Source organism: Vibrio sp. 2134-1 (assembly GCF_033339495.1).
This window is the reverse complement of the sequence record NZ_JAWOUS010000006.1, coordinates 1-25,095: the sequence shown is the minus strand read 5'-3', so window position 1 is coordinate 25,095 and position 25,095 is coordinate 1. Positions and strand designations below refer to the sequence as shown.

At 45.4% G+C, this 25,095-nt stretch carries 19 protein-coding genes; 3 read left to right on the top strand and 16 right to left on the bottom strand.

Features of this window, described 5'->3' with window-relative positions:
* Positions 1-67: 67 nt before the first annotated feature.
* Together R7R78_RS09120 and R7R78_RS09115 are read right to left on the bottom strand one after the other, a co-directional pair.
* Positions 68-1,336 carry an O-acetylhomoserine aminocarboxypropyltransferase/cysteine synthase family protein gene (locus tag R7R78_RS09120; protein ID WP_225473439.1) on the bottom strand — a complete coding sequence of 423 codons (1,269 nt, stop codon included), beginning with the start codon at positions 1,334-1,336 and terminating at the stop codon, positions 68-70.
* 117 nt (positions 1,337-1,453) lie between these two features.
* The gene (locus R7R78_RS09115; protein WP_017635708.1) at positions 1,454-2,365 is read right to left on the bottom strand and encodes a LysR substrate-binding domain-containing protein; all 912 of its coding nucleotides are present in this window, start codon (positions 2,363-2,365) and stop codon (positions 1,454-1,456) included.
* Positions 2,366-2,471: 106 nt separating this feature from the next.
* On the opposite strand from R7R78_RS09115, the gene R7R78_RS09110 reads away from it, so the two are divergent.
* Both R7R78_RS09110 and R7R78_RS09105 read left to right on the top strand, forming a co-directional pair.
* A complete protein-coding gene (locus R7R78_RS09110; protein WP_005383728.1) occupies positions 2,472-3,728 on the top strand; it encodes a D-amino acid dehydrogenase in 1,257 nt (418 codons plus the stop codon).
* A 307-nt stretch (positions 3,729-4,035) separates the two neighbouring features.
* Positions 4,036-5,583, top strand: a complete 1,548-nt coding sequence (locus R7R78_RS09105; protein ID WP_005381681.1) for an alanine/glycine:cation symporter family protein — start codon at positions 4,036-4,038, stop codon at positions 5,581-5,583.
* Positions 5,584-5,683: 100 nt separating this feature from the next.
* Here the strand turns inward: R7R78_RS09105 and R7R78_RS09100 are convergent, their stop codons facing one another.
* The 5 genes from R7R78_RS09100 to guaB form a co-directional block, all read right to left on the bottom strand.
* Positions 5,684-6,274: an acetate uptake transporter gene (locus tag R7R78_RS09100; RefSeq protein WP_005381682.1), complete on the bottom strand. Its 591-nt coding sequence runs from the start codon at positions 6,272-6,274 to the stop codon at positions 5,684-5,686.
* A gap of 182 nt (positions 6,275-6,456) precedes the next feature.
* Complete coding sequence (locus R7R78_RS09095) at positions 6,457-8,139, bottom strand: chitinase (RefSeq protein ID WP_005381683.1); 1,683 nt, start codon at positions 8,137-8,139, stop codon at positions 6,457-6,459.
* A 212-nt stretch (positions 8,140-8,351) separates the two neighbouring features.
* Positions 8,352-9,875 carry a Na+/H+ antiporter NhaC family protein gene (locus R7R78_RS09090; RefSeq protein ID WP_225473438.1) on the bottom strand — a complete coding sequence of 508 codons (1,524 nt, stop codon included), beginning with the start codon at positions 9,873-9,875 and terminating at the stop codon, positions 8,352-8,354.
* 165 nt (positions 9,876-10,040) lie between these two features.
* Entirely contained in the window at positions 10,041-11,594 is a 1,554-nt protein-coding gene (gene guaA, locus R7R78_RS09085) for a glutamine-hydrolyzing GMP synthase (protein ID WP_005381685.1), read from the bottom strand.
* A gap of 99 nt (positions 11,595-11,693) precedes the next feature.
* Positions 11,694-13,160, bottom strand: coding sequence for an IMP dehydrogenase (gene guaB / locus R7R78_RS09080; RefSeq protein WP_005391524.1), 1,467 nt, complete (start codon positions 13,158-13,160; stop codon positions 11,694-11,696).
* A 231-nt stretch (positions 13,161-13,391) separates the two neighbouring features.
* On the opposite strand from guaB, the gene xseA reads away from it, so the two are divergent.
* Positions 13,392-14,723 carry an exodeoxyribonuclease VII large subunit gene (xseA, locus tag R7R78_RS09075; protein WP_225473437.1) on the top strand — a complete coding sequence of 444 codons (1,332 nt, stop codon included), beginning with the start codon at positions 13,392-13,394 and terminating at the stop codon, positions 14,721-14,723.
* 13 nt (positions 14,724-14,736) lie between these two features.
* Here the strand turns inward: xseA and R7R78_RS09070 are convergent, their stop codons facing one another.
* The 9 genes from R7R78_RS09070 to R7R78_RS09030 form a co-directional block, all read right to left on the bottom strand.
* Positions 14,737-14,961: a zinc ribbon domain-containing protein gene (locus R7R78_RS09070; RefSeq protein WP_012842112.1), complete on the bottom strand. Its 225-nt coding sequence runs from the start codon at positions 14,959-14,961 to the stop codon at positions 14,737-14,739.
* Positions 14,962-15,270: 309 nt separating this feature from the next.
* Positions 15,271-16,146, bottom strand: a complete 876-nt coding sequence (locus tag R7R78_RS09065; protein WP_225473481.1) for an alanyl-tRNA editing protein — start codon at positions 16,144-16,146, stop codon at positions 15,271-15,273.
* A gap of 59 nt (positions 16,147-16,205) precedes the next feature.
* Positions 16,206-17,702: a ribosome biogenesis GTPase Der gene (der, locus tag R7R78_RS09060; protein WP_005381694.1), complete on the bottom strand. Its 1,497-nt coding sequence runs from the start codon at positions 17,700-17,702 to the stop codon at positions 16,206-16,208.
* Positions 17,703-17,869: 167 nt separating this feature from the next.
* Entirely contained in the window at positions 17,870-19,030 is a 1,161-nt protein-coding gene (gene bamB / locus R7R78_RS09055) for an outer membrane protein assembly factor BamB (RefSeq protein ID WP_005381696.1), read from the bottom strand.
* A 12-nt stretch (positions 19,031-19,042) separates the two neighbouring features.
* Positions 19,043-19,657, bottom strand: coding sequence for a YfgM family protein (locus tag R7R78_RS09050; protein ID WP_005381697.1), 615 nt, complete (start codon positions 19,655-19,657; stop codon positions 19,043-19,045).
* Between the two features lie 126 nt (positions 19,658-19,783).
* Positions 19,784-21,052 carry a histidine--tRNA ligase gene (hisS, locus tag R7R78_RS09045; RefSeq protein ID WP_005381698.1) on the bottom strand — a complete coding sequence of 423 codons (1,269 nt, stop codon included), beginning with the start codon at positions 21,050-21,052 and terminating at the stop codon, positions 19,784-19,786.
* A 26-nt stretch (positions 21,053-21,078) separates the two neighbouring features.
* The gene (gene ispG, locus R7R78_RS09040) at positions 21,079-22,197 is read right to left on the bottom strand and encodes a flavodoxin-dependent (E)-4-hydroxy-3-methylbut-2-enyl-diphosphate synthase (RefSeq protein ID WP_005381699.1); all 1,119 of its coding nucleotides are present in this window, start codon (positions 22,195-22,197) and stop codon (positions 21,079-21,081) included.
* 6 nt (positions 22,198-22,203) lie between these two features.
* On the bottom strand, positions 22,204-23,154 hold the full coding sequence (rodZ, locus tag R7R78_RS09035; RefSeq protein ID WP_005381700.1) for a cytoskeleton protein RodZ: 951 nt from the start codon (positions 23,152-23,154) through the stop codon (positions 22,204-22,206).
* A 435-nt stretch (positions 23,155-23,589) separates the two neighbouring features.
* Positions 23,590-24,717, bottom strand: coding sequence for a bifunctional tRNA (adenosine(37)-C2)-methyltransferase TrmG/ribosomal RNA large subunit methyltransferase RlmN (locus R7R78_RS09030; RefSeq protein WP_017633913.1), 1,128 nt, complete (start codon positions 24,715-24,717; stop codon positions 23,590-23,592).
* Between the last annotated feature and the right edge of the window lie 378 nt (positions 24,718-25,095).

Here is a 25,095-nt window from a genome sequence, read left to right as displayed (position 1 = left end):
AATAAAAATAGGCCAGCTTTTTTAAAGGCTGGCCTATGGGTAACCCAAAGCTAAAAACAGAATCGTTTTACGCGTTTAGTGCCTGTTCTAAATCGGCTAGAATATCGTCAATATGTTCAATACCCACCGATAAACGAATCATCTCTGGAGACACACCAGCTTGTTTTTGTTCTGCTTCGCTCAATTGACGATGAGTCGTCGATGCAGGATGGCAAGCCAATGATTTTGCATCGCCAATGTTCACCAAACGCTTAAAGATTTTCAAAGCATCATAAAAACGCACACCAGCGTCATAACCATCTTTTAAACCAAACGACAAAATCGCAGAAGGCTTACCTTTCATGTATTTTTCGGCGAGATGGAAGTGTTCAGAACTTGGCAATCCGGCATAACTTACCCAACTGACTTTGTCATGCTGTTCCAAGAATTCAGCCACTTTGAGTGCATTCTCAGTATGGCGTTCCATACGCAGCGGTAACGTTTCTAGCCCTTGCATAAGCATAAATGCATTCATCGGTGATAATGCCGAACCGGTATTACGCAATGGTACGGTACGCGCGCGCCCGATAAATGCCGCCTCACCAAACGCTTCGGTATACACCACGCCGTGGTAAGAAGGTTCTGGTTGGTTGAAAACGGGAAAGCGGCCTTTGTGCTGCGCCCAAGGGAATTTACCGGAATCCACAATCACGCCACCCAATGTGGTGCCATGCCCACCAACGTATTTAGTGAGAGAGTGAACTACGATATCCGCACCGAACTCGATGGGTTTGCACAGCACTGGTGTCGCGACGGTGTTATCCACAATCACAGGCACGCCTTGTGCGTGAGCAAGCTCCGCCACACGTTCTAAATCAATGATATTACCCGCAGGGTTACCAATGCTCTCGCAGTACACCGCTTTGGTATTTTCATCAATTAACTCGGCCAAACTTTCTGGCTTGTCATCTTTAGCAAACTTCACCTGAATACCTTGATTTGGGAGCATGTGCGCAAACAAGGTATAAGTACCGCCATAAAGTTGCGGCGTAGAAACGATGTTATCGCCCGCTTGCGCTAAGGTCAGAATTGCATAGTTAATCGCTGCACTCCCCGCACTCACGACCAATCCAGCAATGCCGCCTTCTAACGCCGCCATGCGTTTTTCCAGAACATCGTTAGTCGGATTCATGATGCGAGTGTAGATATTCCCCGGCACTTCCAAGTTAAACAGATCAGCGCCGTGCTGCGCGTTGTCAAACTCGTACGCGACTGTTTGATAAATCGGCGTCGCGACAGATTTAGTGGTAGGGTCAGTTTCGTAACCAAAATGGATGGATAGCGTTTCGTCTTTCATGTTCTTCCCTGTCTTTCATCACTCAAATAGCGGCAAGCAAAGCACTTACCTTGCTTAAAACTTATATTGCCCAATTTTTCAACAAATAACGTAGGGATGAATCACAGAGATAAAACGCTAATTCAACTGTCCAAGTAACCAGTGACGAAACGTTTCTGTCGCATTCGTACGTGTGTTCATGATCAAGTAATACCCTGCATTGGCAGGAATCGGTTTGAATGGAGAAACCAAACGCTCTGTCGTCAATTCATCCTCAATCAGTGCCATTCGTGCCATCGCAATCCCAACGCCTGCTTCGGCTGCAGACATCGCCATATCCGTTCGATTAAAAAAGTGTCCGATATCGGTTTTAAAATCCAACCCCATCGCTGACGCCCAATATAGCCACTCATAGTCACGCGTCGCTTTTTCCCATGGCATCGCATCGTGTAGTAGCGTCGCCTCTTGCCATTGCTTCACTGGCATTGAGTTTTTTTGCTCACCAAACAACGTTTTTAGCCAGCCATGATCCTCAAGGTATTTTGGACTCATCACCGGTAGCAGATGCTCATCCAAAATCAGCTCCGCGTTAGCATTTCTATAAGGATGAAGACCATAGTCAATTGCGACGTCATAGTCTTTTATCTCACTATTTACCAGCGCACCTTCCGCAAAGATTTGTACTTGGATATCCGGATTATCATGATGGAAGCTTTCGAGCTTTGGGACTAACCATTTGAAAGCAAAAGAAGGCGTCAACTTCAAACGAATTTCATTGGTTTGCTTTTCTACTTTGAGCTCATCAAGCAATTTGCTCAGTTCCGAAAAGTGAAACTGCGTCGCTTGGTGTAACTGAGTGCCTTTTACGGTTAAACGAATACCGCGAGAGTGGCGTTCAAATAAAGTAAAACCTAATAACGCTTCCAAATGAATAATTTGTTGGCTTATGGCACCAGTGGTGAGGTGTAAATGTCTTGCAGCACCAGTAAAGCTGTTGTACTCCGCGACTTGGCTAAATAAACACAAACCACTTATCAGATTACTTTTCATCCTTGAGCCTATAGTTTTTCTAAACGCTGTGTGTAATTTATATCGATTGTTAACAAAAGGTAAAGAAAAGAAACTGAGCACTCTGATAAATGTGTGGAGTGCATCAATGGAAGTCATCGTATTAGGCAGCGGCGTTATCGGCTTAACCTCTGCTTGGTATTTATCTCAAGCAGGCTATCAAGTTACCGTCATTGACCGCCAAGCAAGCAGTGCCATGGAAACGAGCTTCGCCAATGCCGGGCAGATCTCATATGGCTATTCTTCGCCTTGGGCTGCGCCTGGTGTTCCTGTTAAAGCCATTAAGTGGTTAATGGAGGAGCATGCTCCACTTAAAATCAAACCCACTCTGAATGCCGACATGATCCGCTGGGCAAGTAAAATGGTCGCGAACTGCACCCTACCTCGCTATCAAGTTAACAAGGCTCGCATGCTTTCGATCGCCAACCACAGCCGTATTTGCTTAGAACAGTTACGCCAAGAACACGCCATTGAGTATCAAGGACGTCAGTTTGGGACCTTGCAAGTATTCCGAACACATCAACAGCTGCAAGCCATTGAAAAGGACATGCAGCTCCTTGAACAAAGCGGAACCCGATTTAAGCTAATGGACGTCGAACAATGTATTGAACAAGAGCCAGGGCTTGCACTTGTGAAAGACAAACTGGTTGGTGGCTTGCATCTACCTGATGACGAAACGGGCGATTGCCATCAATTTTGCCAACAACTAACGGAGCTTGCTAAGGCACACGGTGTCCGGTTTGAGTTCGATACTGAAGTAAGCAATTGGGTTACAGTAGGCAAAAAGATCATAGGTGTCCAAACGAACCGAGGACAATTTAAAGCAGACCAATATGTGGTGGCCTCTGGCAGCTACTCTACAGCGCTACTCAAGCAACTCGATATTGATATTCCGGTCTACCCTGTCAAAGGCTATTCACTCACCATCCCGATGGAAGATGAACACTTCTCTCCTCGATCTACTGTGATGGATGAAACCTATAAAGTCGCTATGACTCGATTTGATGACCGAATTCGCGTAGCTGGCACCGCAGAATTAGCAGGGTTTGATGCTTCCCTTCCACAAAAGCGCAAAAACACCATCGAAATGGTCATCCGTGATCTTTTTCCTCGTTGTGGTGACTTCAGCCAAGCTGAGTTTTGGAGCGGCTTTAGGCCAATGACGCCTGATGGCACACCAATTATCGGCGCGACTAAATACGATAACCTTTTTACTAACACCGGACACGGAACTCTGGGCTGGACGATGGCTTGTGGTTCAGGTCAATTGCTAGCAAGCGTAATGAAAGGTGAAAAAGCAAAAGTGATGGATAATGCGGAGCTTAACCTTTGTCGTTACGCCTGAGGACATGACTGAACAAAAAACAGGCAGACACTTACTCCACAAAATGCATAACCACTGGCATTTTTAACTCATCAAAATCGCAGCACATTTAAATGACAATGTGCTGCATAATTAATCATCAGGCAAATCTTCTACCTAAAAGGAGCAAATAAGCAACAAGAACCAAATTTTAACAACTACTCTCCATTCTGTGTTCATCATCACGCTACAAAGGATTTGTAGCTAAAAAAGTTAACAATTGCATTACATAAAGGGTAATGTATTGTGTGAAAAACAACCACAAACACAACTAACAGGGAAAATACTCATGCAGTCATTAGTTGATTTTCTGAATGGAATTATTTGGAGCCCGGTACTGATCTATTTGTGCCTTGGCGCAGGTTTGTTCTATTCAATCATGACGCGTTTTGTACAAATTCGTCACTTCTTTGAGATGTGGCGCTTATTACTTTCAGGGAAGAGTTCAACAAAAGGGATATCATCATTTCAGGCACTTGCCGTTTCACTGTCTGGCCGTGTAGGTACAGGTAACATTGCTGGTGTTGCTGCTGCTATCGGTTTCGGTGGCCCAGGCGCCGTATTCTGGATGTGGGTCGTAGCCTTCTTTGGCGCTGCAACCGCATACGCAGAATCAACACTTGCACAAATTTATAAAGAAGAAGACGAAGGCGAGTTCCGTGGTGGCCCTGCTTACTATATTGAGAAAGCAATGGGACAAAAATGGTACGCTTGGATCTTTGCTATCGCGACCATCTTTGCTTGTGGTGTTCTACTTCCTGGCGTTCAATCGAACAGTATCGGTAACGCAGTAGAAGCCGCATTTGGCTCAGGTGACATGATTGAAACCGCTATTGGTACCTTCAGTTTTGCTAAAATTTTCACTGGTACGGTTGTTTGTGTCATTTTGGCTTTCATCATTTTTGGTGGCGTAAAGCGTATCGCGAACTTTACCCAAGTCGTTGTGCCATTTATGGCGTTAGCTTACATCATTACTGCGTTTGTCATCATCCTTCTAAACATTGGTGAGGTTCCACGCATTTTCGGCATGATCATTGGTGACGCATTCACACCAATGGCAGGCGTTGGTGCAGCAATCGGCTGGGGTGTAAAACGTGGTGTCTACTCCAACGAAGCAGGTCAAGGTACTGGTCCTCACGCAGCAGCAGCAGCGAGTGTTGATCACCCAGCTCAGCAAGGTCTTGTTCAATCTTTCTCTATTTACATCGATACTCTACTTGTGTGTTCAGCAACCGCGTTCATGATTCTTATCACTGGCGCGTACAACGTAAATGGTGCGATTGAAGGTACATTCCTGGTTCAAAACCTACCAGCGGATATTGGTGCAAATGGTCCTGTGTTTACACAGATGGCGATCGAAAGCGCACTACCTGGCGTGGGTAAACCATTCATCGCAATCGCTCTATTCTTCTTCGCGTTTACGACCATTCTGGCTTACTACTACATTGCAGAAACGAACATTGCTTACATTCGTCGTACGTTCAAAGTAAATGGACTGATGTTTATTCTGAAAGTCATCATTATTTCATCCGTGTTCTACGGAACCGTGAAAACCGCCAACTTAGCATGGGCGATGGGTGATGTAGGCGTAGGACTGATGGCGTGGCTAAACATCATCGGTATTTTGATCATCTTCTTTATGTCGAAGCCTGCACTCAAAGCACTGAACGACTACGAAGAGCAACAAAAACGTGGTGTGACCGATTTTACATTTAACCCTGTTGCACTGGGCATTAAAGGCGCAGATTACTGGGAAGATAAGTACCGACGTAAAACGGGTAAAGCACCAACGGCAGACAGCAATAGCGCAGAAACTGTTGAGCAACCATCAACATAGCGTTATCACATAAATAAGAAAAAGCAGTGGTCCGATTGAGGACATAAAAAAGGGGGATTAACCAATGGTTAATCCCCCTTTCTTCATTATGAGTAGCAGCTTAGGCGATAACCGCTTCAACTTTACGAGCGATTTTTGCTTTACCTACAGGTAACACTTCACGACCAAATTCGTTGTTCAGTACTTGTGCCATTGCGAAGTAAATTGCACTTGCGCCACAGAAGATACCCTCGAAGCCAGCGATAGCACCGATCACTTCGCTACCAGTGAAATCACGAGCAGCAAGCAAGAAGAACAGGATAGTTAGAGAGCCAAATACCACTTGCTTCGCTGTTGGGTAACATAGAGAACCAATGAACATGAAACCAGTGAAGATGCCCCAAAGCGCTAGGTACCAACCCATAAAGCTTGCAGGGCTTGCAGGAAGACCCATGTGAGGCATTACGATTAGACCAACCAATGTTAGCCAAAATAGACCGTAAGAAGTAAACGCAGTTGTTCCGAATGTATCACCGCGTTTAAAGCACATGATGCCAACGATTACTTGGCTAAGGCCACCGTAAAAGATGCCCATCGCTAGAATCATAGAGTCAATTGGGAAAAATCCTGCATTATGAATATTGAGCAGAATAGTGGTCATACCGAAACCCATAAGACCTAGCGGTGCTGGGTTAGCCAGTTTTGTCGACATGTACAAATACCTTTTTTCAAAAATGTTGATAAAAAATGCGCGCGAATTTTAATGGGCTCCAGAACAAAAGAGAAAAGCTGTTATTGAAAACTTAGATTCCATAAATAAACCACTACATATATAAAAAAAGACCCTGCAAAAAAGCAGAGTCTTTATAGATGGTTAGGTTGTTTTTTACTCGATCACTGACAAGAAATCTCGTCCCAGAACCAGTTGCTTTGCGTTGGGCTTTCCCACACTCCTGGGCCATTTTTCGCAACAAAACATTTGTTTTGGTACGTCACTTTATCGCCGTTAGCGACTTGCGTTACACCCGGCTCCCACTGAATAAAATTGCCTGTCACTGGTGGTTCTGGCTCGGTTACTGGCGGCTCTGGCTCAGTCACCGGTGGTTCAGGTTCCGTTGTAGGCGGCTCCGTAGGAGTGCCTGAAACCAGCTTCCACGGGTCTCCTTTCGTTGGCTCATTACCTTGTGACCACCATTTCGCTTCGTAAACAGCACCTTGGTAAGAAACTTGATCACCCGTGTTATATACTTTGCCAGAATCCCAAGCTGCCACACCACCTACAGGCGGATCGACCGGATCCACTGGGTCTAACTTGTCAACTACACGAACTTCTGGCCAACCCGCATGAGATTGGTAGAAGTTAGTTACACATTTCTCATAGTCACCCGCAACTAGCGCAGAGTAAGCCGTTTGGAAACCAACAAGTTCACATTCAAAAGAGTGGCCTCCCGGACGATCTGAGTAGTATTTCCAGTTCCCATCCCAGTTGGTGTACAACACGTCTGTCGCACCATTCAGATTTAAGCTGCCGTAAGGCGTCTGCTGCCAACAGGTATTGGTCTCATCGGCTTCAATTGGAATTTGATAATGAGCGGCAAGTCCTTCCCAATAGCGAATACGGTTAACAGGTTGACCTTTATCTTTGTTTTGCTCTCCACACTCAATACCACCATTGATCACGTTGATGGTGGTACCAAAGCCGTAACCAATGCCAGCATCAAGCTCACGCTGTGAAGGCACCCAAGTACGGTCAATCACATGTAGCATTGCAGGTTTCGGTGCTTGTGGGGTTAGGAAGAACCAGATAGCCGATGCTAAGTTCAGCCACGAATCCGCAACCAAGCCTGGATTTTTCAGCAATACAGATGCATCGCCATCAAACATCACTTCAGAGAACGCGCCATAGTTAAAATGGTAAGAAAGCTGCTTTGCACCACGTCCAAAGTAACCTTGTCCAGACTCACATGGCCAGCGTTTGTTTTGCCAGTCATTTTGACCACAACCTGTTGTGTAACCTTCTTGCCCTTCAGACCATCCCATTTCTCGCACATGAACCAAAGCTTGCTGCCACTCTTCCAACCCAAGCGGATTATCCGATACGTTATCAATCGAAATATGGCCACCGGTTTCTTGTGCAAAGTGAGCAAACGCTGTCACGATCGATTTTTTACAAATTGCATCCGAATCACGACCGTCTGTGTACTCACCACAGAATGCTGGGAACTTGCCAATTGCACGTAGGAAACGCGTGTAAGTGTATTCAGGTGCCGCCATTTGAGTCAGGAAGTCCCACTCACTTTCGGGGAATACACGCTCTACACGCTTCACGTTTTCTGGGTTGGTTGTCGCCCCTGGAACAATCGCTTCAACCACTGAGTTCGGGCGTGTCTCTAATGCTTGTGACCAAATGGCATACATAGGATCAGAAGTTTTGCTTTGCTCTACGGCTTGAACGTCACCACGAGCAATAACATAACCATTCGGATTTTGCGGATCGGGCTGAATATTCATACTCGCATTCACTTGTGCTGCTAAGACACAACTCAATGCAAGAGGAAGATGTTTGAGTGCAAACATGTCTAGTCTCCGGATTTCAACAATACAATATACGAGGAATAACTAGACATATAGTGGATCATATATACGAAACACCGAGCCAAGTACGTTGATTCTGCGAGACAAAATGAATAAATAGGTCCTCACACACATTTTGTCACAAGAAAAATGTTACCTTGACTCAAAAGAAAAGCGGAGACCCTGTGAGCCTCCGCTTTGTGATGTTTCTCTCTTTATTGTTCTGCCGAAACCACCTCTAGCTTCGCGGTTGACTTTTGTTTAGACAGCACAAAATAAACCACACACTGAGAAATAATTGCGGCAAGCACAATCACTGGTGAGGCGTTGATTCCAGCTAAAAGAAAACACCCCAATGCGATCATTCCATTGAGTAATGCGTAAGGTAATTGTGTACGGAAGTGCTCATACTGTTCACACCCCCCTCCTGTCGACGACAAAATCGTAGTTTCAGAGATGGGAGAACAGTGATCGCCAAACAAGCCACCAGATAATACCGCACCAATACAAACCAACAGTGGTGCATCAATCGCGACGGCAGTTGGGATCACTAATGGCATCATGATGGCAAACGTCCCCCAAGATGATCCCGTAGCGAACGAGATAATACCGGCCAGTAAAAACGCAACCGCTGGCAATAACCAGTAAGGGAAACCGGCTTGAGCTTGTTCAGCAATGTATGCAGCTGCACCTAATTCTTTCCCAACCGAGCTAAGCGCCCAAGCCAATACCAGAATCACCGCCACTGACATCATGTTTGACATCCCTTTCAGATAAACCTGAATACCATCCGAAAGCTTTCTTACGCCATAAAACGCCATCAGCGCAATTAAAGTGAAGGCCGCGAAGAAATATGCAGAAGAAAGTGCAGCCCTAAACGTTGATCCTGCCACTTTTTGAAATGGAAAACCGTGTGGCACGAGGATGGTACATAGAACCACCAGCATAACGAGCAAAGGCGCCCATACAAAACTGGATTTTGCATTTTTATGCGTAAACACATTCATAGACTCCTGTACTTTCCCAAAGTCGGAGCCCTGTTCTGCTAACTGCTCAGCCTTCGCCATCGGTCCGAAATCTAATTTGAAGAAAGAGACAATCGGCACAATCGCGATCGCAAGAAAGGCGTAAAACTGATACGGGATCGCGCCAATGAAAGCATCCCAATCACTCATACTGACATTCAGGGCAGTAAACTCTTTTTGAATCAATCCCATGATGTAAACGCCCCATCCGATAAAAGGGATCAAGATTGCGACGGGAGAGGAAGTAGAGTCGATAATAAAAGCTAATTTTTGGCGTGATACTTTTAACTTATCAAATAAAGGGCGAAAAACAGGACCAACAATCAACGGTGTACCAAGGTCAGAGAAGAAAATAACCACACCACCGAACCATGCGGACAGTTGAGCTTGGCACTTACTCGCCACCCATTGAGTGACCTTTTTAGCAAACGCCACACCACCGCCAGATTTCTCCATCAAGGCAACAAAGCCACCAATAAAGACCAAGAGCAAAATGACGCCCGCATTGTAGCTGTCAGTTAATTGCGGCAGTAGATAGCTTTTCATCAATGCACTAAACGAGTCTAGTGGCCCTTTTTCGACAAATGTCCCTTCAAGCATAGCGACACCACTCACCACACCGGCGAATAAACCAACAACGACATTTCTTGTGGTCAGCGCGAGGAAAAGAGTAATAAGGATGGGAATGAGAGAGGTAACGTCAGCCTGTTCCATAGCAATACCATTTATGATAATTAAACAATTAAAATGAATATATATTTAATTTAACCGCATGTATATATCTCTCACAAAAAAGTTGAGCCACCTCTTCACAAACTTGAAGTACAAAAAAACCAGCCCGAAGGCTGGTTCTTATAAACTCAACTGTCTAGAGGAAAATTATTCCCACTCGATAGTCGCTGGTGGCTTACCTGAAATGTCGTAAACAACACGAGAAATGCCATCAACTTCGTTGATAATACGGTTAGAAACCTTACCTAGGAAGTCATATGGTAGGTGTGCCCAATGAGCAGTCATGAAGTCGATAGTTTCTACCGCACGTAGAGACACAACCCAATCGTACTTACGGCCATCGCCCATTACACCAACAGAACGTACTGGTAGGAATACCGTGAACGCTTGAGATACTTTGTTGTATAGATCAGCTGCGTGAAGCTCTTCAATAAAGATAGCATCAGCACGGCGTAGCAAGTCACAGTACTCTTTCTTGATTTCACCAAGAACACGAACACCTAGACCAGGACCTGGGAATGGGTGGCGGTAAAGCATGTTGTAAGGCAGGCCTAATTCTAGACCAATCTTACGAACTTCATCTTTGAACAGCTCACGTAGTGGCTCAACAAGACCCATTTCCATGTCATCTGGAAGACCGCCCACGTTGTGGTGCGATTTGATCACGTGCGCTTTACCAGTCTTAGATGCAGCTGACTCGATTACATCAGGGTAAATCGTACCTTGAGCTAGCCATTTCGCGTTTTTCAGCTTCTTAGACTCTTCATCAAATACATCTACGAATACGTGACCGATAGTCTTACGCTTCTCTTCTGGGTCAGACTTGCCTTCAAGTGCTTTTAGGAAGCGTTCTTCAGCGTCAACTTTGATGATGTTCAAACCAAATTGGTCGCCGAACATATCCATTACTTGTTGACCTTCGTTTAGACGAAGTAAACCGTTATCAACAAATACACACGTTAGCTTGTCGCCGATTGCACGGTGAACTAGCATCGCGACTACCGATGAATCAACACCACCAGATAGACCTAGGATAACTTCGTCGTCACCCACTTGCTCTTTAATACGAGCAACCGCGTCTTCGATGATAGATTCAGAAGTCCATAGACGTTCACAGCCACATACGCCAAGAACAAAGTTCTCAAGCATTTGTAGGCCACCTTTTGTGTGTGTCACTTCTGGGTGGAACTGAACGCCGTAGTATTTCTTCTCTTCATTCGCCATCGCAGCGTAAGGACAAGTGTCTGTCTCACCAACTTTTACGAAATCGGCTGGGATCTCTACTACTTTGTCGCCATGGCTCATCCAAACGTCTTGAGTTGCTTCAAGATCTTTAAATAGAGCACATTCACCAGAAACTTTAACCTGAGCGTAGCCAAACTCACGTTCGTTAGAGCCCGCTACTTTGCCTCCTAGCTGTTCCGCCATGGTTTGCATGCCGTAACATACGCCAAGCAAAGGAACACCAGAATCAAACACATATTGAGGCGCGCGTGGAGAGTTCTCTTCCGTTACGCTTTCTGGACCGCCAGATAGGATAATGCCATCTGGGTTGAATTCGCGAATATCCGCTTCTTCTACATCCCAGCTCCATAGTTCACAGTAAACGCCGATTTCACGTACGCGGCGAGCTACTAATTGAGTGTACTGAGAACCGAAGTCCAAGATCAGAATACGTTGGTCATGGATATTTTTAGTCATTTTGAGCAGTCTTTTTAAGGCTAAGTGATTAAAACCGAGGCGAGTGTACTCGCCTCTTCTTAATGCTTCAAGGAAAAAGCAAACGTTTCCGCTGGGTAATTAGTTCCCTAGACGGTAGTTCGGCGCTTCCTTAGTAATTTGAACATCGTGTACATGAGACTCTTGCATACCTGCACCAGAGATACGTACAAATTCAGCTTTCGTACGCATATCTTCGATAGTTGCAGAACCAGTTAGACCCATGCTTGAACGTAGACCACCCATTTGTTGGTGTACGATCTCTTTTAGACGGCCTTTGTATGCGATACGACCTTCAATGCCTTCTGGTACTAGCTTGTCCGCTGCGTTGTCAGACTGGAAGTAACGGTCAGAAGAACCTTGAGACATAGCACCAAGAGAACCCATGCCGCGGTAAGACTTGTAAGAACGGCCATTGTATAGAATCACTTCACCCGGCGCTTCTTCAGTACCAGCAAACATAGAACCAACCATCACACATGATGCGCCCGCTACGATTGCTTTACAGATATCACCTGAGAAACGGATACCACCGTCAGCAATAACCGGAATACCATAATCATTAGCCACTTCTGCCGCATCTGCGATTGCAGTGATTTGTGGAACTCCCACACCCGTTACAATACGAGTTGTACAGATAGAACCAGGGCCGATACCAACTTTCACTGCGCTTACGCCAGCTTCGATTAGTGCTTTAGCACCAGCACCTGTTGCTACGTTACCACCGATGATGTCTAGATCTGGGTAAGCTGCACGTGTTTCACGAATGCGGCTTAGAACACCTTCAGAATGACCGTGTGAAGAGTCGATAAGTAGAACGTCAACGCCAGCTTCAACTAGTGCAGCAACTCGCTCTTCGTTACCAGCACCAGCACCAACTGCTGCGCCAACACGTAGGCGACCACGCTCATCTTTACATGCGTTTGGTTTACGTTCTGCTTTGTGGAAGTCTTTCGCAGTAATCATACCGGTTAGTTGGAACTCATCGTTCACAACCAATACTTTCTCTACGCGAGCTTCGTGCATTTTCTCTTGCACTTCTTCTCGTGTTGCACCTTCTTTAACTGCTGCCAACTTCTCTTTTGGCGTCATTACTGAAGATACTTTCTTAGAAAGGTCCGTAACAAAACGAACGTCACGACCAGTGATAATACCAACAAGCTCATTGCTCTCAGTGACAACAGGGAAACCTGCAAAACCATGTTTTTCAGTGAGTGCAACAACATCAGCGATGGTCGCGTCAGGGTTTACAGTAACCGCGTCAGTCACCATACCAGCTTCGAACTTCTTAACTTTACGAACTTCGGCTGCCTGCTGCTCAATAGACATGTTCTTGTGGATAAAGCCAATGCCACCCTCTTGCGCTAGCGCAATCGCTAGACGAGCTTCAGTAACAGTGTCCATAGACGCTGAAATCATTGGGATGTTTAGGGTGATGTTCTTAGTTAGCTGAGTGCGAAGATCAGCTGTGTTTGGGAGAACGGTGGAGTGTGCTGGCACAAGTAGTACGTCATCGAATGTCAGCGCTTCTTTGGCAATTCTTAGCATTTGCAATATCTCACAATTAGAGGAGTAAAAAGAACAATCCAATCTCATCGTTTCGCATAATGAGGGTAACCTGTGTTAGCAACAAGCTACATTTGGATTAGATATTGCGGAGGGATTATACGGTTAACGCAATCGCTTGACCACAAATTTTTTAATTTTTTTCTTGCAATTACCCCCTTGCTATGTATTATATTGCCGCTAATTTCCATACTCACGTCTAAGAGATTAGCTGTGCTCTCCAAGACCAATCAAAACATCTTTACTGTTTCTCGTCTCAACGCAGAAGTTCGTTTACTCCTTGAAAACGAAATGGGGATCGTTTGGCTCGTCGGAGAGATATCCAACTTTTCAGCTCCTGTCTCTGGTCACTGGTACCTCACTCTTAAAGACTCTCGCGCTCAAGTTAAATGTGCCATGTTTCGTGGTAACAATCGCCGCGTTACTTTCAAACCCGCTAACGGTAATCAAGTCCTAGTAAAAGCTCGTCTGTCTCTTTATGAGCCTCGCGGTGACTACCAATTGATCATCGAAAGCATGCAACCGGAAGGTGATGGCCGTCTTCAACAAGAGTTTGAAGAGCTGAAAATGAAGCTTGCAGCAGAAGGGTTGTTCGCGCAAATCAATAAGCAATCTTTGCCTGAGCACCCTAAACGTGTTGGCGTCATCACATCGAAAACTGGTGCCGCGCTTTACGATATCTTAGACGTATTGAAACGTCGTGATCCTTCCCTACCTGTTGTGATTTATCCGACAGTGGTACAAGGTGAGGACGCAGCCATTCAAATTGCACAAGCCATTGGTCGCGCTAACAGCCGTGATGAATGTGATGTGCTAATTGTGGGCCGAGGTGGTGGTTCATTAGAAGACTTATGGTGCTTTAACAACGAGATATTAGCTCGCACGATTGCAGCAAGCCAAATTCCTATTATTAGCGCCGTTGGACATGAAGTTGACGTGACAATAGCTGATTTTGTCGCCGACGTACGCGCGCCTACTCCATCAGCAGCCGCTGAGCTAGTAAGCCGTGATAACAGCCACAAAGATCAAGCTTTAGTTACCCGCCAGCATAAGTTAGCGAGCGCGATGCGTTACTACCTAGCACAACAAAAGCAGCAATCTGCTCAATTAGTGCACCGTCTAGAGAGACAGCACCCAAGCTATCGCTTGCAACGTCAGACGCAACAGTTAGATGAGTTGGACATGCGCTTACAGCGAGCGATGAGTCGTTTTATTGCCTTGCGTCAACAGCGAATCGAGCGTCAACATTATCGGCTGCAATTGAATTCTCCTGTAACACGCCTTAGCGAGCAGAAGTCGAAGCTAGAACGTGTTGAGCAAAAGCTCATGGATGCAATGGATCGCAAGTTACTGACTATGCGCCATCAACTCGCGATTGCTGCAGAGAAGTTAGACACCGTCAGCCCACTAGCGACATTGAAACGAGGTTACTCAATTACTCAAACTGAGCAAGGTAAAGTGATTACTCAATCTTCAGATGTAAAATCGGGAGATGTATTGATTACTCGATTAGCCGAAGGCGACGTTCGCTCTACCGTTAACTGAATACAAACTCTGGTTAACTGATTTTCTGAAACTCAAATCGGACACGTGATTTTGATTTGAGTTCATTACACACATTACAAAAGTAACTCGCAGCACCGCATGCTTGCAGCTTCTCCAGCTCCGCCTCACAATCAGGGCAAAAACCTACCTTTTTAAAATCCGATTCACACTGTGCACAATGGTATTGTCCTGTCCATTCCAGTTCGACATTGCAAGTCGGGCAAATGTTCTGCTGCATATCCCGTTCCTCTCTCTAAACTAAGCAATTTCGAGTAACGCATGCTACTCAAAATAACGAACAAGTATGTTGATCTTCATCACCGCCCCAACAAGTTTCACGAGGCGTTAACCATACTTGATACGTAGGATCTTATACTGATCGTCTGATATTTACTCCTTGATCAGCGATCACCCCTTAAAAGAATATTTATATAACCACACACCGAAAGCATAAGTTACATATTCTGCATTCCAATTTAAGACAGAATAAAAAACCCCAGAGAGATTTAATTAAACGAAAAATCAGAATTTAATAAAAAGATCTTATTCAAAAAGCAGTGTTTACATTGGTGTGCATTTCGATAGTTTGAGCGTCGAGCTTAACGAGTTTAACTTGGATAAAAGCAAACTCATTTAAATGGCTCGCATGCGTTCCACCACAAGGGATTACCGCTAATTGACCTTCCCCTAAATCGCACTTCCAATAGCGAGAATCCGTTAATCTATCGCCGTGGCATTCCATGGTGATCATCGCATCTCTTTGAAGCCATTCAACCAGTTGGCCATTCACTTTTTCTGCAATCGCCTGGAGGTCATTCAGCATATCTGCACTGTTTAATCCTCTTTTACGGAGTGTTTTGCCTAAACGGTACGTATCGAGGCACTTGTCTGGAGTGACATAACTAGTAACTTGCGCATAGCTATTAAAGTCATAATAACCATGTGGGTCTTTGCGGTCTGCGTCTTTTCGCCAATAGTCTTCCGATAGTACTTTATTCAACGCCAAATACGCTAAGTGTCCTGCAGTGTGGCCTCGACTCACAGCATTTTGATAGTCTTTATCTACCGCTAATGTTACCAAGTCATTAATTGCACATGATTCCGTACGTGATAAAACATGCACGACGACAAACACCCAACCTTCAGCATCACGCTTTACAGGGATGTCACTACCCACATACAGAGCACCACTTTCCTGCTCCACTGCCCCAACTTGGCAATCTACTACGTCATGCTCAGCCCCATTCACCTTCAACGTTCCTTTGTCTGCAGGGTGATCCGGCCATATGTGACTAACGGGATGGAACGGCGTGACATCTGTAATAACGTAAGTCACTTCTTCCATATATTGAACGAGCTGTATTTGTGCTTCTAATTGCCATGTTTGATGACAAAAACGAGTCTTTGTTGCTGTGATAGTCATTTTTACGATTACTTTTGATAAAAAAATACCCAAGTAGAAACTTGGGTATTCGAATTTCATTATTTATTGCGGTTTTTCACCATCGACATCATACGCTTACGTTTACGCTCTTGTGATAGCGTAAGCTTATTCGTACGGTTCTCGTATGGGTTATCACTGTTGTGGAAGTTAATGCGAATCGGTGTTCCCATAATTTCCAGAGACTTACGGAAGTAGTTCATCAGATAACGTTTATACGAATCTGGCAATTCACGAACCATGTTACCGTGGATAACAACGATCGGTGGGTTGTAACCACCTGCGTGTGCGTATTTGAGTTTGATACGACGACCACGAACCATTGGCGGTTGGTGATCATCCACAGCCATCTTCATGATACGCGTCAGTACTGACGTACCCACACGCGTTGTCGCCGAGTTATATGCTTCTTGGATAGATTCAAACAAGTGACCAACGCCAGTACCGTGCAGCGCAGAGATAAAGTGGATACGCGCGAAGTCGACGAATCCTAGACGGCGGTCCAGTTCTTTCTTCACGCTTTCTTTCACGTCACTGTCTAGACCATCCCACTTGTTAACGGCGATGACAATTGAGCGGCCAGCATTCAGTGCAAAACCAAGCAAGCTTAGGTCTTGGTCTGAAATATTTTCACGTGCATCAATCACCAGTAGAACGACGTTTGCATCTTCTACCGCTTTCAGCGTCTTAACAACAGAGAACTTTTCAACCGTTTCATTGATACGACCACGACGACGAACACCTGCGGTGTCAATTAGTACGTATTCACGTCCATCACGTTCCATCGGGATGTAGATAGAATCGCGCGTTGTACCTGGCATATCGTATACAACTACACGTTCTTCACCCAGAATACGGTTAGTCAGTGTCGATTTACCTACGTTCGGACGACCGATGATCGCCAACTTAATCGGCTGCTCTTGAAGGCGCTTGAATTCAGCTTCTGCGTCTTCTTCAGTGTAATCTTCAACAAGAGGCTCTTCGTCTTCGAATCCAGTCAGGTCTTCAATCTCACCGTCTTCAGATTCACTTGTTAATAGATCATCAAAGAATGGAGATAAAGCACGCTCAAGCAAAGCGGTCACACCACGGCCATGAGCGGCCGCAATCTGGTACATATCATCCACGCCGAGCTGCCAAAAGTCAGCACACGCCGCATCGGCATCAATACCATCGATTTTGTTTACTACCAGCATCGCTGGCTTTTCAATTTTACGCAGATGAGCAGCAATTGCTTCATCTGAAGGTGTCAGACCAGCACGACCGTCAACAAGGAACAACACAACATCAGCCTCATCAATCGCGGCTAATGACTGTTCTGCCATCTTTGTTTCCACGCCTTCTTCTGTGCCATCGATACCACCAGTATCAATCACAATGAATTCGTGCTCTTCACCAAGTCTCGCCTGGCCATATTTACGGTCTCGCGTTAGGCCTGGAAAGTCCGCAACCAACGCGTCACGAGTGCGAGTCAATCGGTTAAATAGTGTAGATTTACCTACGTTCGGACGCCCTACTAGAGCTACAACAGGTACCATAACAACCTCTACAATAATCTTTCTTCTGTAGTTATAGGTAACGACTTGCTCGATGCCAAATCAAACCAGCTTTTTACCTATAACCACGTCAGGGTTAATAAATTCAAACAACAAAACGGCTCCTAGCTGTCACCAGCCAGGAGCCGAATGTGAATTATATCACGATATTATTCGTTAATGGTTAGTTTCTTTACATCGCCGTTGCGAGTTGTAATCACATAACCATCCGACAATAACGTCGGGCCAACTGCCAAGCCACTATCATCGACAAACTGCTGCGCAACAAATTCGCCCGTTGAACGATCCATCCAGTGAAGGTAACCAAGCGTGTCACCGACAACGAGATAATTGCCAACAATAACTGGCGCTGTAAGTTGTCGGTGCTCAAGCAAGCTGTTTTCCCACAACTCAGTCCCGCTTCGTGAATCAACGGCAACAACATGATCTTTTTCCGTTATCACAAAGATGCGACTACCATCTGTAGAAATGTCTGTCGCAGATGAGTAGTTACGCTTCCAAATCGGGTTCGCTGAACGCAAGTCAATGGCGATAAGTTGACCATTGTATCCAATGGTGAAAAGAGTACCGCCTAGCACAATTGGCGATGAATCAACGTCAACCAAACGATCAATTTCTGTCGCGCCTTTTGGCGTACCAACAGGCTGTTGCCAAATCAACTGGCCACGCTCAACGATAGCAGCTGCGAGTCGGCCATTTGCCGTTCCCCAAAATACACCGCCACCAATTGCAGTCGGAGTACTATCGCCACGTAAAGTTAAGTTCGGCACTTCTGTACTCAATGCCCAGCGTTGCTCACCTGTACTCTCATTAAGGGCTATCAACATGCCTCGGCTAGTATTGATGATAATAAGGCCTGAATCTGCAACTGGCTTCGCCAGTACCTCACCACCAACTTTTACACGCCAAACAATTTCACCTGTTTCTTGGTCAAGAGAGATGACTTCACCATTCTCAGAGCCAATGTAAAGGTTTCCGTATGCCGCTGTGATACCACCAGAGAGACGAGCAATGACATCTTCTTCTAGGTCCGTTTGCCAACGTTGTTTACCATTCTCAGGATCCAGCGCTTTTACTAAGCCATCACGACTTGCCACGAACAATGTATCATTCGCAAATACAGGGGATAGCTTTGAAAAGTAATGACCGACACCATCGCCAACCGATGTGCTCCACTCACTACTGGTTGTAAACTGACTGTCTACCTGAGGTAGTGGCGCCATTACAATGGTGTCTTTCTCACCTGCACAACCGGCAAGTACTCCCATTGTTAACGCCCCTAGCAAGGCTTTCTTAAAGACTCTTTTCATCCAATGCGGTCCTTATTTCGCCAGATCGTCCAATTTCATTTGTAGTGTCGGGCTTGCATCTGCCGCTTGCTGAGCTTCAGTATACGCAGCGTACGCAGCATCTTTGTCACCTTGGCGAATCGCAATATCGCCACGAAGTTCAGCAATACGGCCTGTCCATGCTGTATCAGTGACGTTACTTAGCTCTGCCGTTGCAGCGTCGAAGTTACCCATTTCCGTCTCAATACGCGCAATGCGGTAACTAATCAATGGTAACAACGCAGCATCTTGAGTGTTGCTTTGCGCCCACTTCAGTTGCTCCAATGCAGCAGAAAGGTCTTGAGCTTCAACTTGTGCTTTAGCAAGTTGTAGTGCAGCCAATACTGAATATTCTTTTACTTCATTTGACTCAATGAAAGCTTTCACGTCAGCTTGAGCATCAGTGCCTTTGTCTTGCAAAGCATTCATTGCTGTCGTGTAGCTTTGAGAAGCTGCTTCACTCGCCTGAATCACAGAATCCTGGTAGTAACGCCAGCCAAATAGACCACCTAAACCAACAACCGCACCGATGATGACGGCTTTGCCGTTTTCCTTCCACCAGTCTTTAATGGCTTCAACTTGTTGTTCTTCAGTATCGTAAAGTTCCACTTCCTGTCCTCTTAAAACATGTAAATGGCAGCTTAGCTGCCATTGTTCCTATTTCGTTTAAAGGCTCCACATTTGGGAGCCTTAGCTTACGAACTAGGATGTAATTTTGTTAGATTACTAAAAGACTTAAATCAGTGCTGCGATCTTTTCTGCAACTTCTGCTTGGTTGTAAGTCTCTTGCTCACCACCAGCTAAGTCTTTCAGTACTACGGTATTATCCGCAACTTCGTTTTCGCCCAGAACCAATGCTACAACAGCACCAACTTTGTCTGCGCGTTTAAACTGTTTCTTGAAGTTACCGCCACCGAAGTGATTCATCACACGAACGCCTGGAACAGACTCGCGAAGCTGTTCTGCTAGCTTCATTCCTGCCATCATGGTGCCTTCACCCGCTGTGACTACGTACACGTCAACACTGCGACGAACGTCTGTCAGTTCCAACGTTTCTAGCATCAGTACTAGACGCTCTAGGCCCATTGCAAAGCCAACCGCTGGTGTTGGTTTACCACCTAATTGCTCTACAAGGCCATCGTAACGACCACCGCCACATACAGTGCCTTGAGCACCTAGGCTCTCAGTGATCCACTCAAATACCGTGCGATTGTAGTAATCCAGACCACGAACTAGACGTTCGTTAACTGTGTATTTGATACCTGCGGCGTCTAAAAGTTCACATAGACCTGCGAAGTGTGCTTTAGATTCTTCACCCAAGTAATCTGAAAGGCGAGGCGCATCACCTAAAATAGCTTGAACGTCTGGGTTCTTCGTATCCAGAACACGCAGTGGGTTCGTGTGCATGCGACGCTTACAATCTTCATCTAGCACATCAATATGTTGCTCAAGGAATGCAACCAGTGCAGTACGGTAGTCTGCGCGGTCTTCTTGAGAACCGATAGAGTTCAGCTCAAGACGAACATGTTCATTGATACCTAGCTCACGCCATAGACGCGCCGTCATCATGATAAGCTCTGCATCAACATCTGGACCATTTAGACCAAACACCTCAACACCACACTGGTGGAATTGACGGTAACGACCTTTCTGCGGACGTTCATGGCGGAACATAGGCCCCATGTACCACAGACGCTGTTCATCACGGTTGATCAGGCTGTTTTGGATACATGAACGTACACAACCCGCCGTACCTTCTGGGCGAAGTGTTAGGCTGTCGCCGTTACGGTCATCAAAAGTGTACATTTCTTTTGAAACGACGTCTGTTTCTTCACCAACAGCGCGGCTGAATAGGTTTGTTTCTTCAACGATTGGCATGCGCACTTCGTTATAACCGTATGCGCTAATTACATTTTTCACTGTGTTTTCTAGTTTTTGCCACAGTGGCGACTGAGTTGGGAGGCAATCGTTCATGCCTCGAATTGCTTGAATTGTTTTTGCCACAATACTTACCGTAATTCTCGTTGAGATTAATCTTGTACTTTAACTTCGATGCGGTTTTCGCCATTCATCATAGCTGCTTTCGCACGGATCTTAGCTTCTAGCTTATTCACAAGATCATCGTTATCAAAGCGCTCTTTCTGGCGTTTACCATCTTCGTAGAATGCGCTCTTCTTGTTACTACCTGCTAGACCTAAGTGAGAAACTTCTGCTTCACCAGGGCCGTTTACCACACAACCGATGATAGACACATCCATTGGCGTGATGATGTCTTCTAAACGTTGCTCCAGTGCATTCACCGTACCAATCACATCGAATTCTTGGCGTGAGCAGCTGGGGCACGCAATAAAGTTGATGCCTCGAGAGCGAATGCGCAGAGATTTAAGGATGTCGAAACCGACTTTGATTTCTTCAACTGGATCGGCCGCCAAAGAGATACGCAGCGTATCGCCTATCCCTTCAGATAACAGCATACCTAAGCCAACAGATGACTTAACAGCGCCAGCTCGAGCACCACCCGCCTCTGTGATACCTAAATGAAGAGGCTGATCGATTTTCTTCGCCAGCAGACGATATGAATCCACCGCAAGAAAAACGTCTGAAGCTTTCACGCTAACTTTAAATTGGTCAAAGTTAAGACGATCGAGATGATCTACGTGACGCATCGCCGATTCAACCAAGGCTTCTGGCGTTGGCTCACCGTATTTCATCTGTAGGTCTTTTTCCAAAGATCCACCATTGACACCAATACGGATCGGGATGTTTTTATCGCGAGCGCAATCGACAACAGCGCGAATGCGTTCTTCGTTGCCGATGTTACCTGGGTTGATACGTAAACAGTCAACTCCGTACTCCGCAACTTTCAGCGCGATACGATAGTCGAAATGAATATCAGCCACTAATGGTACAGAAACTTGCTGTTTAATCAGTTTGAAAGCTTCTGCTGCGTCCATCGTAGGTACAGAAACTCGAACGATATCTGCGCCGACTTTTTCTAGTGCTCGGATTTGAGCGACTGTCGCTTCTACGTCAGTCGTGCGAGTGTTAGTCATTGACTGTACTGCAATTGGCGCACCATCACCAATTGGCACATCACCCACATAAATACGCGTCGATTTACGACGAATAATTGGAGATTCGTGTTGCATAATTTTTTATAACGGTAGAGTGAATCTAGCTACTTTGCCTGAAGTATACCCAGAAAGGTCGACAGGTTCACTTGCAAATGTCATTGTAACCCCTTCCGGTGCGCCTAATATCACTTTAAATGGCGCTTTTCCGGTAAGTTCTACATCTTGTCCTGGCTTATGAGTACCACTTACCAGCGTTTTACCATTGGTGTCTTTTACTTGAATCCAACAGTCCGCTTTAAACTTCATAGTAAGAAGTGTCATGCCTTCAGGTACTACTGGCGCAGGCTGTTCCTCTTCCGCCGCTTCAATCACGGCAACAGGTTCTTCAGAATCTACGCTTGTTGTATTTTCAGTTTCAGTCAGCAAAGGATCCGCCCCTTGCTCAACGGATGCTTCAGTCGATTCAGCAACGCCTTCATTAGTTGAAGCAACTTCTTCAGGAGTGCTTGCGATTAACTCTTCAGCCGTCATCAAATCGATATCAGCTAATTCTTGAGCAGTGGGCTGCGGCGCTTCAACACTTGAATCCGTTACTTCCTTAGTTAGGCTATTCTCTTGTTGGTTTTGCCACCACCATGCCGCTGAAATGCCAATAATGACCAGCCCGATAACCCAAGTAAGGAGCATAATACGGCTATTGTGCTTCTCGTCTTTTGTTTTACGAGAGAAGCTTTGCATTTCAATTTCTTGCTCTTGAGGCTGAGCATCGGCAGTCTGCTCTAACGCCGTCAAAACCACCTTCTCATCAAGACCTACGAATTTAGCGTAAGAGCGTAAGTAACCACGCGTAAATGTCGCGACTTGTTGAGATTCAAATCGGTTATTTTCAATATCTTCAATCACAGAAATGCGAAGCCTCAGGCGATCGGCAACTTGCTTTTGGCTCATTCCCAAGGATTCACGTTTGTTTTTCAGTAATGTGCCAGCTTCAATAGAGAGTGGCACTTCATTCGTATTTTCGTGTTCTGTCATAATGGCGGTATTTAATCTGTTTTAGTGGCTAACGTGGTCATGTATTTTCGTTATTGTTCTTAAGCCTCTTTAAAGATAGCTAGCCTAAACGCGTTAACCAAAAATAATAATTTTAAGAAACTCTCAGCGATCTGAGTGCGAATACCCGTTTTGCAAAAATCAGCAAAACGTATGTGAGAAAATGCTGAGAATTATCGGTGTCATCGTTAGTGTTACATATCATGATAAGCGAATGCGCAACGAAGACAAAAACTCTTTACACTCAAACTAACAGATAGCTCAAGCTTTTGTCCAAACTTTGACAAAGGAATTCGAAATTATACCCAAATAACCTTAGGTTGAAGAGTGATAGTCCCAAATCTTGGCGAAAATGTCCTAAACAATAAACAAAATAGCCAGAGCGAATGGCTCTGGCTATTTTTGAATTCCGGTCGTTTATACAGCTTTCACTTCAATGGTATCGGCACCGCGTGACGCTTTCAGCATTGCCGTACGTTTAGTTCGGTCAATTACATCACCGACCAACTGACCACATGCGGCATCAATGTCATCACCACGTGTTTTACGAACCGTAACTGTGTGCTCGTATTGCATCAATGTTTTTTGGAAGCGATCAATACGTGAGTTACTTGGTTTCTTGTAAGGTGAACCTGGGTACGGGTTAAACGGAATCAAGTTAATCTTACATGGTGTGTCTTTCATCAGCTCAGCCAGTTCACGAGCATGGTCCATGTCATCGTTCACATGATCAAGCAACACGTACTCGACTGTTACCTTGCCACGGTTTGCATTCGATGAAGCAATGTAACGACGAACGGATGCTAGGAAATCTTGAATATCCCAACGATCGTTAATTGGCATGATTTCACTACGCAGCTTATCGTTTGGCGCATGAAGAGAGATCGCCAACGCAACGTCGATTTTGCCCGTCATCTGATCAAGACCAGAAACCACACCTGATGTTGATACGGTTACACGACGCTTCGACAAACCAAAGCCAAGGTCATCCAGCATTAACTCCAATGCAGGAATCAAGTTCTTCATATTAAGAAGCGGCTCACCCATGCCCATCATCACGACGTTCGTAATTGGGCGACGGCCTGTTTCTTTCTCAAGACCAATTTCACGTGCAGCACGCCACACCTGACCGATGATCTCTGAAACTTTCAAGTTACGGTTAAAGCCCTGCTGTGCTGTTGAGCAGAACTTACATTCCAATGCACAACCTACTTGAGAAGATACACAAAGCGTTGCGCGATCATCTTCTGGAATGTAAACCGTTTCTACATCCTGATCACCAACCTTCATTGCCCACTTGATCGTGCCGTCTGAAGAATGCTGGGCTTCTGCTACAGTTGGTGCTTTAATTTCACACTTGTGTAAAAGCTTTTCGCGCAGCTTCTTGTTGATGTTTGTCATTTTTTCGAAGTCATCTACACCGAAATGGTAGATCCACTTCATAACCTGATCGGCACGAAACGCTTTCTCGCCAAGTTCTTCCGCGAAAAACTGACGCATGCCTTTGCGATCAAAGTCGAGTAGATTGATTTTTTCAGTGGTCATGTTGCCTCTCAATGACTGAAACAAGAATAAGGGCGCGAATTGTACAGCCTTTATGCAGCTACAACAAGGGGTGTAAGACCCTGAGTTTGCTAAGGCATTAAAATAAAAATGATTAAATTTTAAACAGACCTTGCGGTGAGAATAATGATTAGACAACCGACAGCAAAAGCGTAGAAGTGATACAGAGAAAACAGTGAGAACAAACACACTTAACTAAGCTTTCCCCCCTGTAAGATGCTCAGATTAGCCAACGTCTTCGCGAATAATTACGAATGAACTCGCCGGTGAAATGGAGAACGCGGAGTAAATTACCACCTTCTAAAGAAGGTGGCTTTGTGTGAGCCCCCTAAAAGGGGGCCTTTGTTTAGTCCAGCGCCA

Coding starts and splice junctions, on each gene's coding strand:
- R7R78_RS09120 (WP_225473439.1), bottom strand. CDS start 1,336: ATGAAAGACGAAACGCTATCCATCCATTTTGGTTACGAAACTGACCCT.
- R7R78_RS09115 (WP_017635708.1), bottom strand. CDS start 2,365: ATGAAAAGTAATCTGATAAGTGGTTTGTGTTTATTTAGCCAAGTCGCG.
- R7R78_RS09110 (WP_005383728.1), top strand. CDS start 2,472: ATGGAAGTCATCGTATTAGGCAGCGGCGTTATCGGCTTAACCTCTGCT.
- R7R78_RS09105 (WP_005381681.1), top strand. CDS start 4,036: ATGCAGTCATTAGTTGATTTTCTGAATGGAATTATTTGGAGCCCGGTA.
- R7R78_RS09100 (WP_005381682.1), bottom strand. CDS start 6,274: ATGTCGACAAAACTGGCTAACCCAGCACCGCTAGGTCTTATGGGTTTC.
- R7R78_RS09095 (WP_005381683.1), bottom strand. CDS start 8,139: ATGTTTGCACTCAAACATCTTCCTCTTGCATTGAGTTGTGTCTTAGCA.
- R7R78_RS09090 (WP_225473438.1), bottom strand. CDS start 9,875: ATGGAACAGGCTGACGTTACCTCTCTCATTCCCATCCTTATTACTCTT.
- guaA (WP_005381685.1), bottom strand. CDS start 11,594: ATGACTAAAAATATCCATGACCAACGTATTCTGATCTTGGACTTCGGT.
- guaB (WP_005391524.1), bottom strand. CDS start 13,160: ATGCTAAGAATTGCCAAAGAAGCGCTGACATTCGATGACGTACTACTT.
- R7R78_RS09070 (WP_012842112.1), bottom strand. CDS start 14,961: ATGCAGCAGAACATTTGCCCGACTTGCAATGTCGAACTGGAATGGACA.
- R7R78_RS09065 (WP_225473481.1), bottom strand. CDS start 16,146: ATGACTATCACAGCAACAAAGACTCGTTTTTGTCATCAAACATGGCAA.
- der (WP_005381694.1), bottom strand. CDS start 17,702: ATGGTACCTGTTGTAGCTCTAGTAGGGCGTCCGAACGTAGGTAAATCT.
- bamB (WP_005381696.1), bottom strand. CDS start 19,030: ATGAAAAGAGTCTTTAAGAAAGCCTTGCTAGGGGCGTTAACAATGGGA.
- ispG (WP_005381699.1), bottom strand. CDS start 22,197: ATGCAACACGAATCTCCAATTATTCGTCGTAAATCGACGCGTATTTAT.
- rodZ (WP_005381700.1), bottom strand. CDS start 23,154: ATGACAGAACACGAAAATACGAATGAAGTGCCACTCTCTATTGAAGCT.
- R7R78_RS09030 (WP_017633913.1), bottom strand. CDS start 24,717: ATGACCACTGAAAAAATCAATCTACTCGACTTTGATCGCAAAGGCATG.